This window comes from Pseudomonas sp. NPDC090233 (assembly GCF_044772285.1).
Classification (GTDB): domain Bacteria; phylum Pseudomonadota; class Gammaproteobacteria; order Pseudomonadales; family Pseudomonadaceae; genus Aquipseudomonas.
This window is the reverse complement of sequence record NZ_JBIVYQ010000001.1, coordinates 537066-553812: the sequence shown is the minus strand read 5'-3', so window position 1 is coordinate 553812 and position 16747 is coordinate 537066. Positions and strand designations below refer to the sequence as shown.

Below are 16747 nucleotides of genomic sequence, written 5' to 3'. Positions count from 1 at the left end.
CAGTGGCTATTAATAGTCGACATGCCTGTCATCGATTGGGCACCCCACATTCGTGTGCATTGGCCCCCACAAATCGGTGCAGGGTACCAGCCTTTGGCCTTAAGATTCACCCCTGCCCCACTTTAGGCGAAGCGCACCGATGAATCGAAACGACCTGCGTCGCGTAGACCTCAACCTGCTGATCGTGTTCGAAACCCTGATGCATGAGCGTAGCGTGACCCGCGCCGCCGAGAAGCTGTTCCTCGGCCAACCGGCGATCAGCGCGGCGCTGTCGCGCCTGCGCAACCTGTTCGACGACCCCTTGTTCGTGCGCACCGGCCGCAGCATGGAGCCGTCTGCACGCGCCCATGAAATCTTCGCCCTGCTGTCGCCCGCCCTGGACTCGATCTCCACCGCCGTCAGCCGCGCTGCCGAATTCGACCCGGCCACCAGCAACGCGGTGTTCCGCATCGGCCTGTCGGACGACGCCGAATTCGCCCTGTTGCCGCAATTGCTCAAGCGCGTGCGTGCCGAAGCCCCCGGCATCGTCCTGGTGGTGCGCCGGGTCAATTACCTGTTGATGCCGACTCTATTGGCCTCGGGCGAGATCTCGGTCGGCGTGAGCTATACCAGTGAGCTACCGGCCAACGCCAAGCGCAAAGTGTTGCGACGCAGCAAGCCTAAGCTGCTGCGCGCCGACAGCGTGCCAGGCAGCATCACCCTCGATGATTTCTGTGGACGTCCACACGCGCTGGTGTCGTTCGCGGGTGACCTTTCGGGTTTCATCGACGAGGCGCTGGAGGAAATCGGCCGCAAACGTCATGTGGTGCTGGCGGTGCCGCAGTTCAACGGCCTGGGAAGTTTGCTGGCGGGGACAGACATCGTTGCGACCGTGCCGGATTACACGGCCGATGCCTTGACCGCGGCAGGCGGGCTGCGCGCCGAGGATTTGCCGATGGAAGTGCGCAGCTTCGAGCTGCACATGGCCTGGCGCGGGGCGCAGGACAATGACCCGGCGGAGCGGTGGTTGAGGTCGAGGATTCAGATGTTCTTTGGCGATCCCGATAGCCTCTGATCCAATTCCATTGAAATCCACGAACCAGACTGGTAGTACGCCGACGGCGAGGTCACTGGCTGCACTTGCAGGCCCAGACCTCGCTCACGCCGCAGGAACCCTTGGGCTGCTATCCGGCAACAGGTCCAAGTTGTAATGGGCATTGGTGGACCTGTCCACGCGATAGCACGACTCCATCAGCGACGGGTTTTCTTGTCGGCCTCGGCCAGCTGCTGGTTGATTTGGCGCGCCTGTTCTTCCAGTTCTTTGATAGAGGTGGGCGTAATAACTTTGTCCACTGCCTCGGTATCCGGGTCTGGTTGCTCTAGCACCGGTTCGGGCGCCCGATCGCCTTGCTGCGCCTCTTCAGAAGAAATTGGTCGTGGGACTTTGTCGCCGGTTTTGTCATCGTCAAGACTCATGGGCTGCTCCTCCCAGGGCAATGTGTGTTCAAAAGAGCCCGATGGCAGCAATAAAGTTCGATTCGGTTGTTTCAGCTCAGATACCGCTCAAGCGCCAGTGCATCATTCAGAGCGGCACCGGAGGCCGTGTTGTCGAAGATACACCAGGTAGCTGCACCTGCAGCATGGCTGCGCTGCAGCCGCTCAGCCAGCTGTTGAAGGTATTGCTGCGAATACCCGCTGTGATACATCCGCGGTTCGCCGTGCAGGCGCCAGTAGACCATTCCGGGCCAGCCAGCGGGTTGCGCATCGGCAGCGAAACGTGAAGGGCTCGCCGCCACCTGGGCAATACGCAAGTCGATCAGCATCGATTGCGCCGTTTGCCAACTGGCGTGCCTGGGCTCCACCGCCACCGACCCGGCATAACGTTGGCGCAGGGTTTCAAAGAAACGCCGGTCGCGGCGGGCATCATGGTCCAGCGACGGCGGAAGCTGCACGAGCAAGCAGCCCAGGCGGTCGCCCAATTGCTGGCATTGGCCAAGAAACGTTTCCAGCGCAACCTCACAGTCTTCCAACCGTAACTGGTGGGTGAGGAGCCTGGGCAGCTTGACGGCGAAGCGAAAATGCTCCGGCACCGAGCAAGCCCAACGGGCATAGGTCGCAGGCAGGTGCGCTCGGTAGAAGGAGCTGTTGATCTCCACGGCAACAAACCGCGCGGCATAGCGCTGCAAGTGGCTGCCAGGCTGCAGGAAGTCCTCGGCATACTGGCGGGACAAGCTCCAGCCCGCGCACCCCAGGTAGATCATCATGGCACTCCAAATCACGCCGGACGGAGCGTCTCGCTAGACCATGTCCACGCCTACCCTATCTCGATCCAGTTCTTGAGGGATAGTCGTCCCCTGCAACCGCTCTGAGGTAAGCAGCGTCAGCTTCCAGACGAAGATCGCGCCACTCTTGCCAGGAGATGAACCCTTTACGATCCATTTCATCGGCCTGGCGAAGCAACTCCTCGTGATAGTCGTCAGGCGATTCCATACGTAAGGTTCTGCTTTCCAGTACCCGGTACCATGCTGCTAGACAGTTGAGCCTCAGCAATTGGGGTGCGGAAAGGTTTTTATCGAACGTTCGCATCAGAAGACCTCGCACACCGCTGGTGGGTTGGGCGTATGCGTTTTCCCATCATGAAACTGGCCAGCAACCCTCTGAACACGCCAAGGGCTCCGTGACCTCAATGCCGAGGTCACGGGCAGTCATGAACTTCAACCTGGATCGTTGATGAAGGGTACATCGCGCTTGAAGTGCGTACTCAATGGCATACAGTTGCTGTCCCACCACCGGCGTTCCCTCCCTAGTTCATGCGCTATTGAGCAAACCAGCCACGAAAAAATTCCATCGAAATGGCAAGTGGTAGAGTCCTCCAAGAATGCTGGCAGCACGACTCCATCGAGGTGGCCATCAATCAGATGGCAGCATCTGGATTACAAGCGTAACCGTTTATTTTCCAACAAAGCGCGCCTATTCCGGGTGAACCTTTGGTGGCACCTTGCGATCAATTAATCAATATTGCTTATGTGGAGATGCGCGACTCTTCAGCGCCGACATCTCATGCGAGTGAAGGCGCATTTGCTAGATTCAGTTGATGCGCTGGCAGCGTTGCCGCACACCGCACCCATGACGCCCATCAGCCCAGGAATGAGATGAATGCCCCATAAGACGTCCGCAACCCTATCCGTTGGCAACGAGGGATTGGATCTGATCCTGAAAGACGGATTGCCCGTGCATAGACTCTATTTGGTAGAGGGCACTCCAGGAGCGGGCAAGACGACGTTGGGTCTTCAGTTCCTTTTGAGTGGCGTGACCAACCATGAGTCAGTGTTGTACGTCACCCTCTCCGAAACTGCAGATGAACTGGAGAGTGTTGCCAAGTCACATGGATGGAGTCTGCACGGCATCGAGGTGTTCGAGCTGTCCCAGACGGACGAGATTTTCGGCGAGGCCGCTCAACAGACCATCCTGCATCCCTGGGAGGCTGAGCTCGGAAATACTATCAAGCTTATCCAGGAGCGCGTAGAGCGGTCCAAGCCCACTCGGGTAGTGTTTGATAGCCTTTCCGAGATGAGGCTGCTTGCGCAAGACCCCCTTCGATACCGCCGCCAGGTACTGGCACTGAAACAGTATTTTGCGGGGCGAAATATCACAGTCCTGTTGGTGGACGACCTGACTACATCCCATGGTGAGCATGACAACCATCTCCATAGCATCTGCCATGGCGTGATCACGCTGGAGCGACTAACGCTTGATTTCGGCGCTGCTCGTCGGCGGTTGCAGGTTCAGAAGCTCAGGGGTGTTGACTTCGTTGCCGGCTATCACGACTTCGTAATCGTAAAGGGAGGCTTGCATGTCTTCCCTCGGATGATGGCGGCAGGTCAACATTCGAACTTCCAACTTGAGCCAGTGGCCAGTGGCGTAGAGGAGCTTGACCGATTGCTTGCTGGAGGCCCCCTCAGAGGCACAAGCACGCTGATCACCGGCCCCGCTGGGTCGGGCAAAACCACAGTGGCATTCGCTTATGTGGTGGCGGCATGTGAACGCGGTGAGTGCTGCACCGTCTACGAGTTTGATGAGCGGGTCGGCACCCTGTTAAGAAGGGCTGAAGCTATGGGCTTCCCTCTTCAACGATACATCGCCAGCGGACTACTGAAAGTGGAACAAATCAACCCTGCCGAAATTTCTCCAGGGGAGTTCTCATGGCGAGTTCGCACCGAGGTTGAGACCCGGCAGGTCCAGATGTTCGTCATTGATAGCCTCAACGGTTACTTGGCCGCGATGCCACAGGAGCAGCAGCTGATACTGCAGATGCACGAGATGCTTTCCTACCTCGCCCAGCATGGTGTGGCTACGTTCCTGATCAACGCTCAAAGCGGACTAATCGGCACGATGACGACCAGCCTCAATATCTCCTACATTGCCGACACTGTGATCCTGATACGGTTTTTTGAGGCTCAAGGCCGTCTGCGCAAAGCGATCTCTGTCCTGAAGAACCGTGGTGGCGCCCATGAAGATGCGATTCGCGAACTGAATATAGACGGCCGGGGCGTCCGTGTCGGTCAGCCGCTTACCAAGTTCAAAGGCGTGCTGACGGGTACTCCTGAATATTTTGGTAGCCAAGAACCATTGCTGGAAGGTCGCCCCTTTGGACGCTAGTCACCGATCTCAAGAAAGGTCATTGCTGGTAGTAGCGCCATTCCGTGGGGATGCGGCTGTGCTGCAGCGTGTTGCGGGCACGCTCTACCGAGTACAGGCGTGCTGTGACTTAGAGGCTCTGTCAAAAAACATTGGTGATGAGACAGGCATCATCCTGATCACCGAAGAGGCCTTGACCGGAGACATCAAAGACCTTGGAATCGCTTTAGCTAACCAGTCTTCCTGGTCTGACATTCCGATTTTGCTACTGACCTCCAACCGCAACCGCGCCGGGAAAGACAATGATGAAGTTCGTAGGCGTCTTCCCTACAGTGCCTCCAACGTAGTGGTACTGGAACGCCCAATGAGCTCCTCTGCCTTGATGAGCGCAATTGCTGCGGCATGGCAATCTCGAGCCCGCCAGTTCGACATGCGGGATCGTGTTGCAGAACTCGGAGTGGAAAGAGAACGGCTTCGTATCCTCCTAGAGAATGTGCCTGTTGGCATTAGCTTCGTTGACGCCGAGGGTGTGTCGTTAATCAGCAACCCGCTCTATAACCGATATGTCCCGGATCGCGTTATACCCTCCAAGGCCGTTTATGGCCAAGAGCAATGGGTGTCGACAAGCGCTGACGGTCAGCCGGTTACGCCAGAGGCGTTCCCCGGTGCACGCGCGTTGAGGGGCGAGGTCGTCGACGGCATGGTGTTCCGCCACATGCCGGCGGGCCAAAACGAGTCATGGATCCGGATTAGCGCTGTTCCGCTTTGGGGACCCCATGGAACGATCATGGGGGCAGCCATCGTGATTGTTGACATCACCGACCAGAAGCAGGCAGAGCTGACGCTTCGTGAGTTTAATGAAGCATTGGAAGAGCAGGTAGCTGGACGTACCCAAGCGCTTGCTCTGGCTGTCGAGCAACTCCACCGGGAAAGCAGAGAGCGAGAGCGAGCCGAGGACCAACTGCGACAATCCCTGAAAATGGAAGCGGTCGGACAGCTCACCGGCGGGATAGCCCACGACTTCAACAACATGCTGACTGGGATTCTAAGCGCTCTCGACCTGCTTCGCTTGCGGCTCAACAAGGGCAACGTGGACGCACTTGACCGCTATATCGATGCGGCTCAAGCCTCTGCCAAACGCGCAGCGTCCCTCACGGAACGCTTGCTCGCGTTCTCCCGCAGACAATCTCTGGATGCAAGACCGTTCTCAGCCAATGAGCTGATCGCCAGCCTATACGATCTCCTGAAGCGCTCAGCGACCGAGCAGATCAGGGTATTGCTTAATCTCGGCGATCACCTCCCCTACGCCCTTGCAGATGCCAACCAACTGGAAAACGCGATACTCAATTTGGTCATCAATGCCCGCGATGCTATGGCGAATGGGGGGACAATCATTGTATCGACACGCGAAGTGATCGTCGCCCAGGAGTCCTCAGAAGCCAATGAGCTCGCAGCCGGGCACTACATCCGGATTGATGTGGAGGATACCGGCTCGGGGATCAGCGCTGATCTCCTTCCAAAGGTGATCGAGCCGTTCTTCACCACTAAGCCTATCGGCCAAGGTACTGGCCTGGGGCTTTCCATGGTCTATGGCTTCGCCAAGCAAAGCCGGGGGAAAATGGAGATATTGAGTATTGTGGGTAAGGGAACCACGATCTCCTTGTACCTGCCAACAGCTGACGTTCAGCTTTATCAGCCTGTTGAAGTACCCCATGCAGCGAATCACGGAACCGGACAGAAAATTCTGCTGGTCGAGGACGATCATTCGGTCCGGATGCTGAACCAGGAGGTGCTCACCGAATTGGGCTATGAAATTTTCGTTGCAAGCGATGCCGAAGAGGCACTGCACGTGCTCATAACCATGGAGAGCGTCGACATCTTGGTCACCGACGTGGGGCTTCCAGGGATGAACGGTAGACAATTGGCTGAGATCGCTCAGCAGAGATATCCCAACCTCCCGGTGCTCTTCCTGACAGGTTATGCCCAAGCTGCATCTGACCGAGAGGCTTTTCTAGGCCCGTGCATGAGGCTACTGACCAAACCATTCACACTACAAGCGCTCGCTGAAAATGTGAGCTTGATGCTGGAGCCGAACACCTGAGATAACTAGGCCTCACGAGACATCCCATCTCTTGCAGGAGAGCCAGCAGCCAGTGGAGGACTGCTGACCAACCAGCGTGGAGACGAGGATAATCGCCACTACCTGCACACTCCTGCCTAAGCTGGGACGTTTGACGAGCTGGCCGAACGAATCACTACGCAGGCGGCTTTGCGCCTGGCTCAGACTGCATCCGGGTGCAACCGGCCAAACTATATCGCGCCAGGACGGGCTGCGCGGTAAGGCCGTGTACCACGATGCTGAGCGCAACCACCGACAGCACCATGTTGATGGCTTGCGCAGCCGCGTCGGTCGCAAGGCCATGGTTTAGAGCGAAGAAAAGGTAGTAAAGGCTTCCTATACCCCGAATTCCGAACCACCCAAGCAGTGCCCGCTGCCTGAAGTTGATCAGCCTCCTACTTGGAATAAGCATGACTGCGACAGGACGAATGAGCACGAACAACACCCCAGCAACGATCACGGCTCGATAGTCCCAATGCTCCAGAAGTACCACGCCGAGTAATGTCACGAGAAAAACCTCCAGCGCACGCTCTACAAGGCTGCCAAAAGCGAGCATGTCACCGAGCATGATGCCGGCAGCCACCTGGGTTTTCTCCAGGCGGTCTACGTCCCCTTTCACCGCATGCTCGGGCGCTACATGCTGATGGCCCACTACGGGTTGAACGAGATGCTCGGCAGGCTCGCTCGCGTCGCCCGTGGTGTGTACCTCCGCCTGGCGCAACCCCAACCCTGCGGCGAAAACGGCGAGGAAGCCGTAGCCCTGGATCATTTCGGCGACGACATAGGCCATGGCGATCAATGCCAAGGCCAGGTAATCATTAGGGGAGACCGTACTGTCTTGGTGTTGAATCCGCAGGTACAGCGTCAGCTTACCCAGCCCACGCCCCATCCAATAGCCGCTCAAAAGGCCAGCGCTGACCGCCCATAGCACATCCTTCATTATCCATCCGCTTAACCATTCGGCGGGCGCCGAATCCTGCATCAGTAGCAGTCCGAGGATGACGAACGGGAACGCCACGCCGTCGTTCAAGCCTGCTTCACCCGATAGGCTGAACCGCACGGGATCATAGTCCTGCGCATGAACGACCTGCACCAGAGTGGCCAGCACCGGATCGGTGGGAGCCAGAATGGCGCCAATCAGTACCGAAACGCCCCAACCGAGGCTGAAGCCGTAATGAAGGAGTGCGCTGACGCCCCCAATGCAGATCAACATGACGGGGCCGGCCAGACAAAAAGCCGGCCACCACCGTCGACTTGATAGGGATCGTCTGAGCTTGAGCCCGCTGAAAAACAGCGAAAACAGTACCGCGACTTCCGTGAGGTGCTCCATCCAGCTGCTGGCCTGGGCGATATCGAGATGCAGGAAGCCAAGGCCGTAAGCCCCTAAGGCTACTCCCAACCCCAGGCAAACCACTGAAGTGGTTACTGGAATCCAGCGAAGATACGAGGATGAGAGCGCGAGCAGCAGCAACACCGCCCCGAGCATGGCGAACCAGACGATGAAGGTCATCTGCGTAGCTGCCTAGATTGATCAAAGTGGGATGAAGTTTCGACGGTCGAAGCCAGTCACACGTTCCCTTCGCTGGCCCCCCAGCTACAAATGAATCGCTCGACACCTGTTCGAATGGGCATCGACATCATGGATGCCTGACCAATCAGGCCCGTCCGTCGACCGCATCGCACGGCCCACTCCTCCCCCTGGCCGAACACTAGGCATACACCGCAAAAGGAGATTCATCATGAAACTAACGAAGCCTCATACATGGCTGCTGGCGCTGTGCCTGGGTACAAGCGCCCCCCTCGTGCTGGCGGCTACCAACATGAACGATCAACGCGCACCTGGCACACAAACGCAAGACGATGGCCGTATGAACGGAGGCGCCAGCGGGTCTGGTACGCCGGGTGATGGAATGGGTACCGGGTCGGGCGGTACCGGTAGCAATGGCACCGACAATACCGGCGGAGATGGCACCACCCATGGCTCGGGCAGTGGCAGCGGGATGGGCGGTTCGGGAAGTAGCGGCACAGGGACTGGCACGGGCCCAGGCACAGGTACAGGTTCAGGAACCGGTAGCGGAACCGGAGGTTCGGGCGGCGCAGGCGGTAGTGGTTCGGGCGGCGGTTCAGGGGGGTGATGCCGGCTAACCCGCGCACAGTTGACGCAATTCCTGTGGGCGGCGGCGCTGTGCCCCGCCCCGGGCTAGTGACCGCTGGCCTGCACTGTTGCGTCAGCTGCGGCCTCCCCACCTTCCATGAACCTCAGGACTCAGTCGTGGGTGAGCGCTGCGGACGTAACGGCTGGTTACCTGCACTGGATACCGTGCGCAACCGCTAGGCCCTTCCAATTCAGGGATGCGTGGGTTGAACCGGCATCACACCGTGCGCCCATCAGGGTGCGCTGGACCAGGCGTTACGGCAGAGGGTTGTGAACCTGCGAGGCTTGACTCTACCGTTAGGGGCAGACTTTACCCTTGGCTCTTCATTTTCTGGAGTTTGTCATGAAGAGCAAACGTATGCTCGTGATCCTCGGCCACCCTTCGAACGACAGCTTTTGCGGCGCCGTGACCGAACGCTACGTCGAGGCCGCCACGCAAGCAGGCCATCAGGTGCGTCTGCTGCGTCTGGACACCTTGGATTTCGATCCGGTCTTGCACGCTGGCTATAACCAGATCCAGTTGCTTGAGCCCGATTTGATCAACGCACAGAACGACATTAGCTGGGCCGAACACCTGACATTGGTATACCCGATCTGGTGGGGCGGCATTCCGGCGTTGCTCAAGGGGTTCTTCGATCGTGTGTTTCTGCCCGGTTTTGCCTTCAAGTACCGCAAGGGTTCGCCCTTCCCCGACAAGCTGCTCAAAGGCCGCACGGCTCATCTTTTGGTGACCATGGACACCCCGCCATGGTACTACCGCTGGGTGTATCGCATGCCGGGCCTGCACCAAATGCGCAAGACCACCCTGGAGTTCTGCGGCATAAAACCCCTGAAAACCCTGACCTTCGGTCCGGTATTGGGCTCCAAGCCGGAACAGCGTGAAGCCTGGCTCAAACAAGTCCAGGCAGTCGCCAGCAGCTGACCGGCCGCGGTTGGGCCGTGTCCATGCTGCCCTGCCGAGTCTCCCTTCTGTAACTCCTTTGGCAAACCGGCTTCCCGCCCCTTGACGCTTGTGCAAAGATGTCGCGCGGCTGTACGAGCGCGCGACATCTTTTCGCTTCTGATGCGTCAAAAAAGGGATTTTCATGTACATCGGCAAAGCCGCCCAGCTGTCGGGCACCACCGTCAAAAGCATTCGACATTACGAAGAAATCGGCCTGTTGCCTCCCCCGCAACGCGAGGGCAAATACCGCATCTACAGCCAGCAAAGCGTCGAGCTGCTGACCTTCATCAAATGCGCTCAGCAACTCGGTTTCAAGCTCAAGGAAATGCAGGCCATTCTGCAGGATCATCGCGGCCAGGAGCTGCCCTGGGATCTGGCCATGCAGGCCATCGATAACAAAAAACAGGAATTGAAGGGACAGATCCAGGCCCTGCAACAAGTGCATGACGGCTTGGTTGAGTTTGAGCTAAGCCTCAAGGATGCTCAGATGCAATGCCAATTCGAGCACCTGGAAAAAGCCCGGTGAATCCGCACCGCCGCCCCTGAACGGCCATGGCGCCCCGTGCCCTTTTCAGCACGCAGGCGCCCCGGCAATTTAGCATGGCACGTGCTTACCCCCCGGCTGCTCGCCCTGTTGCACCGTTGGCTGCGGCACAATCGAGGCAAAGAACCACGGCGAAATCAGTGTGACCAACAAAATGGTCATGAAGCCGCTGGATGACAGCGCCAGTATCACCAATACGCCCAAGTCAATGACGGGTTTGTAGGCGGAGAACAGCAGCGCGACAAAGCCCATCGAGAAGATCACGACGTTGACCACCGTCGAGCGCCCGACGCCCTGCATGGCGGTCAGGATGGCCTCGTCGATTTCGATACCCTTCTGCACCAGCATCTTGATCCGTGACAGCAGGTGAACGGCGTAATCCACGACGCCCACGACCAGGAACGTCACCAGGGTGGTGCCGATGTTCAACTCGATATCCAACAGGTACATGCTGCCGTACACCGTCACCGACGTGGTCAGCAACGTCAGCATGCCGAGGATACCCAGGCGTACTGACTTGAGCCAGAACATCATCATCAAGGTCACGGCCATCAATGCCAGCGAGAAGCTCAGCACCTGGCCCTGGGTGATTTCCTGCAATACCCCGGTCCAGATGTACGGCGTACCGGCATGGGTGACTTGCAGGTTGGCGGGTTTGTTGATGACCAGCCAGGCGTCCAGTTTGTCGAGCATCGCCTGGTAATCGCCCGCCACGGAGGACGTCATGGTGAACAGCGTCACCGCCTTCGAGTAATCGGCATTGAGCACGTTCTGCAAGTCGGTGCCGCCACCGTTCTCGAACATCATGATGTGCTGTTCGATGAGCGAATTGCCGTCGACGTCGAAGGTTTCCGGTTTCCCGGCATCATCGACCACCGTCACCTGCTCCACCGCCTGCGGTACCCGCAGGAAAGCAGGGTTCATGTCGTTGAGCACGAGGTTCATGCGCTTGATGTAGGTCGCCACCGAATAGGTGTAACTCACGTTCGGCTGGGCCTTGATGAACTGGTCCAGACGTTCGAGGAACTGCACGGTTTCAGTGGTCAGCGCGCCACGCGGAGTCTTGGTGTCGAAGGCGATCCAGCCCGGCGAGGTACCCGCGACTCCGGCCCGGTTGATGAACTCGTCGGACATCCGCACTGGGCTGTCCTTCTTGAAATAGGCAATGCCCGAGTCTTCGATATCCACCTTGAACGTCAACACCGCCATCATCGCCAACAACGGCAGGGTCACCAGCAATGCCGGCTTGCGCCAGCGAATCAGCCAGGCACAGAACACCACCAGATAGTGGGAGATCAGCGACTCTTTGCGCTGCACTTTGCGCGGGACGGCATCTTTGCCCCAGATTGAAATCCACGCCGGAATCAGCAGCAAAGAGATGATCAATGCCGCCGTCAGGCCGATGGACATGAACACGCCAAAGTTGCGAATGCTGACAATGTTGTTGGTGGTGGAAATCATGAACGTCGCGATAGTCGTGACCGTTGTCAGAACTACAGGCGTGACCATCAGGCGCTGGGTTTCACGGTTGGCTTCGCGGAATGACTTACCCGAATTGAGCTGTTCGTAATACTCGGCCATGACGTGGATCGCGTCGGCACAACAGATAGTGAACAGGAATACCGGCAAGACACTGGTGAGCAAGTCCATCGGCACACGGAACAGCGCCATCAGGCCCAGGGTCCAGATGGTGCAGAACAGGATATTGAACAGCGGCAGCACCACGCCAAGTGGTTTACGAAAGAAGAAAATCAGCAGGGAGGTCACCAACAGGAACACGATCGGGAACAACATCGCCAGGTCGTGATCGATGATTTCCTGCTGGGCCGCAATGAATATCGGCATGCCGGCGATGAACACCTCATCGGTGAACTCCGGGTGGGCGGCCTGGTACTTCGCAATGATCTCGCGTACCTGGTGATAGGCACGCAGCTGAGCCTGAGCGTCGTCCTGTTTGGTGCCCAGTTCGGCGACGATCATGGCAACTTTCTTGTCCGCCGAAACGACGCCACCGACCATCTGCTCATTGCCCATGATCTGCGCTTCGACCTTGCTTGGGTCCATGTCCAGGGCGTGCAGGGTCTTGTGTATCCACAACTCACCATCAGCGCTCAGGCTGATGTTTTCCAGGTCAGCCATCGAGGCCATTTCCTGGATCGGGTTGAGCCGTTCGGCCAGAAAGCTCAGGAACTGCAGGTCATGACTGTCCCAGTGCCTGGCAATCCCGAGGTCACGCAACGCTTTTGCAGCAGCGTAATCGTTCTGCGAAAAACCCTCGGCGAGGATCTGCACCAGCAAACCCTGGGCATCGCGGTCGTCACTGTGCAGGCCGACGATGCGCTGCAGTTCGACTCGGTCCTCATCATTCGCCAGCATCAACCGGCGCATGGCCTGCGACAGCTCGAACTGGGCGTTCAACGAGGTGGTGTTGAAGACACTTTCGGGGTTGCTCAGCGCCACCATGACCGAGTCATACGTGCCGGTGAACTCCTGCTGCAAGTCAATGATCGTCTTGCGCGCCGGGTGAGTGTCCTTGAGCAGATACGGATTGGTGTCCGACATCAACGCGCCGAGGGTGTAGGTGAAGTAAGCGGTGATTGCCACCAACACAAACACAATCGCCCGCGCGTAACGCTCGACGAAGTTCAGGTATCTTTCCATGAATAAAGGTTCCAGATGAATCGAGGGCGGCGCTTAGCGGGCAGACACGGCGTATTCCGGCAAGTCACCGACTTTTAGCCCGCGCTTGATCGCGGTCTGCGTGAACAGGCGGTCGTCCAGCGCGACGTTGTACTGCAACTGGTTGAAGCGCAGCTGAGACCGCGTACCGGCGATGAAGTCCTCGGTTTCGCTGAGGGTTATGCTGTCGATCTGGTCGATGGTTTCAGTCTTCAAGGTGCGCATTTGCTTGAACATCACACCTTTTACATCAAAGAAGTCCTGGCGCAGCACCAGTGAGTTTTTCTTGTCGATCCAGACCTTGAGCTTGTTGTAACCGGTCTTGGCCAGCACGGCAGGCGTCGCCGGCTCACGTTCGATCACGTAACAATCGCGGCCCTGCAACTGCTCTTCGCCGACCAGTGTTTGGCGATAGTCATCAGCGCGAATTTTGTCGAGGTCGGCATAGGAGTAGTCGCTGCCCATGAACGCCCCGCGTTTGTCGGTGGTGGAAATCCTCCGGGTCTGTCGGCTGACCGGCAAATACATCCATTGGCTGTCTTCGAGGCCCAGGGCTTCGCGCGGGTTTTCGATGTGGAAGGCGACGTCACGCACATCACTTGGCGCGGAGAAGTACATGGTGAATTTGTCGCTGTCCGGGTAATCCTTTTGCAGGTAGCTGAACTCGCGGATACGGCTGTTACCTTGCTTGTCGATCAAGATCAGGGACACCTGGGACATGAAACTCTTGCCGTCATCGCGGTCCCGGGCCTGGCGAATGATGTCGTCGGCCGTGCGGATTTCAGCTGCCATAGAGGCAGTGGCGCTCAGCAGCAATGCGCTGACAGTCAGAGTCTTGAAGATGGGCAACATGGCGATTTCCTTTTCATTGTTTGAGTGATTCGCACACCGGCACCGGTGTGGTTAGAACAGATAACCGGCAGACAAGCGCACCTGGTCGCGGTTGGCGTACGCACCGAACTGGCGGTCGGGCTTGCCGAAGAACACATCGACTTCGAGCCCCAACTTGAGCCAGTCCACCGGTTTGTAGGTGAAGATCCCCTGAACGAAACTGTCGTCCTGCGCGGGCGGCGACATGCCGAACACCAGGCGGGTCTTGAGGCGATCCTGGAACTGCGAGCCTTCGGCAGACACAGTGAACAGGTCGTCGCGTTTGTCCTGGACCATGCCGGGCTGCCAGTCGAGCAGCCGCTGATGTTGCCACTGCGTCGAGATCAGCCAGTCGCGCAGCAGGTAATCGACGCCCAGCAGCGACTTGGTCATCGCCGTCTGGTCGCTGCCGTGAGCGCGGTAGGGATTGGAGACGCGCCAATTGTCGAAGTAGGCGATTTCACTGCGTACCACGATGCTGTGACCGGCATCGATGGCCACACCGGCGCCACCCATGGAGTAGCGCGGAAATTGCCGTTCGAGGCGAATCAGGCCCTCTTCGGCCTGGCCTTCGACGGCGTAAACCGGGTCCTGTTGGCGGGCATTGAGGGCCACGAAACTGACATCCACCTGGCCGATCCGGCCGTTGGCACTGGCGCCGTAACCGAAGCCACTGCGACCGTCATAACCGGGACGCGAATCGACCACAAACATCTGCGGATCGGGTGTGGCAAAGATCGGTGCATCGAACTCGCTGCCGACGGCCGGCGCCTGATTTTTCACAAATTCAGTGATCACCAGCGCTTCCAGCTCCCACTCGGCGACCGGCTGCACCAGGCGAATCATCGGCACGGCGATGCGGCTGTCTTCCAACAGGCCGATCACACCCTCGCGATAATCCAGCGGGTTGATCTGATCGAGCACCCGTAATTCATCTGCACGCCCCCACACCACCTGCTGCCAGCCCACCGTCAGCTCTCCGTCACCGACGTAGAATCCCAGGTAAAGGTGCCGCCAATCGGCGCTCGCCCGGTAATCGTCCCGGGCTTGCGCGCTGTAGGGGTTGTTGCCGTCATAACGGAAGTCGTACCGGGCTCGGCCCTTGGCTTTGTAGTAGCCGCTGTCCCAGGCATCCTCCAGGCTGAACTTGAGGTACACGGCCTTCTGCGTGACCTGGTCGTCACCGTGCAGACGCACGGCCGTGGCAACGCCGATCTCCGCTTCATGATGCTCCGGCAACCACTCGGCGATCGCCACTGGCGAGCCGAGGCTGACCAGCGCGGCCAAAAGGCCGCGATTCAATCCCAGTCGAGCCATGGCTACATTCCCAACCCGGCACCGCCGTCGATCATCAGGCTTTGCGCCGTGACGCCACTCGCCTGCGGGCTCGCCAGATAGCGGACCATGGCCGCCACTTCGTCGCCCTGAATGAAGCGCCGCAGGGGCAACTTCTTCTTGGCATTGCGCAGGATTTGCTCCTGGGTGATTCCGGCAATGCGCGCTTGAGCCGCCAATTCGCCTTGCAGCATCGGCGTGTCGATCCAGGCGGGCAGAATGGCATTGACGGTGATTCGCCGTGGCGCCAGGTCCAGTGCCAAGGCTTTGGTCATGCCGATGATGCCGTGCTTGGAGGCGCAGTAAGCCGTGTTGCGGACCTTCCCCGCTCGGCCGAGGATCGACGACATGTTGACGATTCGTCCACCTTCCGCCATCAATGGCAGGCACAACGAGGTGACGTAGAAGGTGCCGTTGAGATTGATCGAAATCACCTTGTGCCAGTTGTCGAGATCTTCGGGTTCGTTCTCGTCGCAGACCCCGGCGCTGTTGACCAGCACATCGATAAAGCCGACCCGGTTGGCCAGGCCCTTGAACAGAAGTTGCAGGCTGGGGAGATCGGCGATGTTCGCTTGATGGGTTTCGATGCGAGCGGCAAATTCGCCCTCGGCGACCCACCCCTGCAAGGTTGCCAAATCCAGATCCAGCAAGATCAAAAGGTGCTCCGTCTGGGCTGCAAAACTTTCCGCAACGGCGCGGCCAATTCCATTGGCCGCGCCGGTAATTACAATCGTGCGCGCCTGGCTCATAGCATTTTCAACCCGCCGTTGACGGACAAGACTTCGCCCGTGACGTACAGGCCGCGTTCAGCCAAGTACAGCACCGCGTCGGCAATTTCTTCAGGCCGGGCGAACCGTTTGATCAACAGCCGCAACTGGATTTCCTGCTCATGGGCCCCGACCAGAGCTTCACTCATGTCGGTGCTGACGATACCGGGCGCTACCGCGTTGACCCGGATGTTGCGCGGTGCCAGTTCCACCGCCAGTGCACGCGTCAATGCTTCTACACCGCCCTTGGCCGCGGCATAGTTGCTCTGGCCCTTGCCGGGCTTTTGCGCGGCCACCGAACTGAGATTTACAATGCACCCGCTGCGCTGACGCATCATGCAGGGCAGCACCTGCTGACAGCACAATAACGTGCCGATCAGGTTGGTCTGGATGACCTCGGTGATGTCGTTCAACGACAGCGTGGCAAGCAAACCGTCACGGGTAATACCGGCGTTGTTGACCAACAAGTCAATACGTTCGAAACGCTGCTCGACCCGTTCAAAAAACGCCTGAATGCTCTGCGCATCTTTGATATCACACTGCACGGCCAGGCACTCCCGGCCGAACCCTTCTACCTGCGCTTGCAAGGCAGCGGCAGACGCCTTGTCACGGACATAACTGAAGGCCACCTGATAACCGGCATCGGCCAGGGCCAGCACGATGGACTTGCCGATGCCGCGACTGCCGCCGGTCACGACAGCTATTTTGTGGGTCATGA

General features: G+C 58.5%; 14 protein-coding genes. 5 read left to right on the top strand and 9 right to left on the bottom strand.

All coding sequences use genetic code 11. The annotated features are described in order from the left end of the window. The first annotated feature begins 139 nt into the window (after positions 1–139). The gene (locus tag ACIQUF_RS02800) at positions 140–1054 is read left to right on the top strand and encodes a LysR family transcriptional regulator (protein ID WP_400801784.1); all 915 of its coding nucleotides are present in this window, start codon (positions 140–142) and stop codon (positions 1052–1054) included. A 176-nt stretch (positions 1055–1230) separates the two neighbouring features. Here the strand turns inward: ACIQUF_RS02800 and ACIQUF_RS02795 are convergent, their stop codons facing one another. From ACIQUF_RS02795 to ACIQUF_RS02785, 3 genes are all read right to left on the bottom strand, one after another. After that, positions 1231–1455 (bottom strand): hypothetical protein, encoded by a 225-nt coding sequence (locus ACIQUF_RS02795; RefSeq protein WP_403128104.1) that lies wholly within the window; start codon positions 1453–1455, stop codon positions 1231–1233. Between the two features lie 71 nt (positions 1456–1526). Next, positions 1527–2240, bottom strand: a complete 714-nt coding sequence (locus ACIQUF_RS02790) for a DUF72 domain-containing protein (protein ID WP_403128874.1) — start codon at positions 2238–2240, stop codon at positions 1527–1529. A gap of 58 nt (positions 2241–2298) precedes the next feature. Next, complete coding sequence (locus tag ACIQUF_RS02785) at positions 2299–2565, bottom strand: hypothetical protein (protein WP_403128101.1); 267 nt, start codon at positions 2563–2565, stop codon at positions 2299–2301. A 570-nt stretch (positions 2566–3135) separates the two neighbouring features. Here ACIQUF_RS02785 and ACIQUF_RS02780 point away from each other — a divergent pair. Both ACIQUF_RS02780 and ACIQUF_RS02775 read left to right on the top strand, forming a co-directional pair. Then, positions 3136–4638 (top strand): ATPase domain-containing protein, encoded by a 1503-nt coding sequence (locus ACIQUF_RS02780; RefSeq protein WP_403128098.1) that lies wholly within the window; start codon positions 3136–3138, stop codon positions 4636–4638. A 58-nt stretch (positions 4639–4696) separates the two neighbouring features. Continuing rightward, positions 4697–6718, top strand: coding sequence for a response regulator (locus ACIQUF_RS02775; protein ID WP_403128095.1), 2022 nt, complete (start codon positions 4697–4699; stop codon positions 6716–6718). 154 nt (positions 6719–6872) lie between these two features. On the opposite strand, the gene ACIQUF_RS02770 is transcribed toward ACIQUF_RS02775, so the two are convergent. Continuing rightward, positions 6873–8246, bottom strand: coding sequence for a cation:proton antiporter (locus ACIQUF_RS02770; RefSeq protein WP_403128092.1), 1374 nt, complete (start codon positions 8244–8246; stop codon positions 6873–6875). A 988-nt stretch (positions 8247–9234) separates the two neighbouring features. On the opposite strand from ACIQUF_RS02770, the gene ACIQUF_RS02765 reads away from it, so the two are divergent. Both ACIQUF_RS02765 and ACIQUF_RS02760 read left to right on the top strand, forming a co-directional pair. Further along, positions 9235–9813 (top strand): NAD(P)H-dependent oxidoreductase, encoded by a 579-nt coding sequence (locus ACIQUF_RS02765; protein WP_403128089.1) that lies wholly within the window; start codon positions 9235–9237, stop codon positions 9811–9813. A 163-nt stretch (positions 9814–9976) separates the two neighbouring features. Then, the gene (locus ACIQUF_RS02760) at positions 9977–10360 is read left to right on the top strand and encodes a MerR family transcriptional regulator (RefSeq protein WP_403128086.1); all 384 of its coding nucleotides are present in this window, start codon (positions 9977–9979) and stop codon (positions 10358–10360) included. A gap of 69 nt (positions 10361–10429) precedes the next feature. Here the strand turns inward: ACIQUF_RS02760 and ACIQUF_RS02755 are convergent, their stop codons facing one another. Genes ACIQUF_RS02755 through ACIQUF_RS02735 form a run of 5 tightly spaced genes read right to left on the bottom strand, consistent with a single transcriptional unit; the run spans position 10430 to position 16745 of the window. Next, positions 10430–13039 carry an RND family transporter gene (locus ACIQUF_RS02755; protein WP_403128084.1) on the bottom strand — a complete coding sequence of 870 codons (2610 nt, stop codon included), beginning with the start codon at positions 13037–13039 and terminating at the stop codon, positions 10430–10432. A gap of 33 nt (positions 13040–13072) precedes the next feature. Continuing rightward, positions 13073–13909, bottom strand: coding sequence for an outer membrane lipoprotein-sorting protein (locus tag ACIQUF_RS02750; RefSeq protein ID WP_403128081.1), 837 nt, complete (start codon positions 13907–13909; stop codon positions 13073–13075). Between the two features lie 51 nt (positions 13910–13960). Beyond that, positions 13961–15244: a hypothetical protein gene (locus ACIQUF_RS02745; RefSeq protein WP_403128078.1), complete on the bottom strand. Its 1284-nt coding sequence runs from the start codon at positions 15242–15244 to the stop codon at positions 13961–13963. A 2-nt stretch (positions 15245–15246) separates the two neighbouring features. Next, positions 15247–16011 (bottom strand): SDR family NAD(P)-dependent oxidoreductase, encoded by a 765-nt coding sequence (locus ACIQUF_RS02740; protein ID WP_403128075.1) that lies wholly within the window; start codon positions 16009–16011, stop codon positions 15247–15249. After that, a complete protein-coding gene (locus tag ACIQUF_RS02735) occupies positions 16008–16745 on the bottom strand; it encodes a 3-oxoacyl-ACP reductase family protein (RefSeq protein WP_403128072.1) in 738 nt (245 codons plus the stop codon). The genes ACIQUF_RS02740 and ACIQUF_RS02735 overlap by 4 nt, the downstream gene beginning before the upstream one ends. Between the last annotated feature and the right edge of the window lie 2 nt (positions 16746–16747).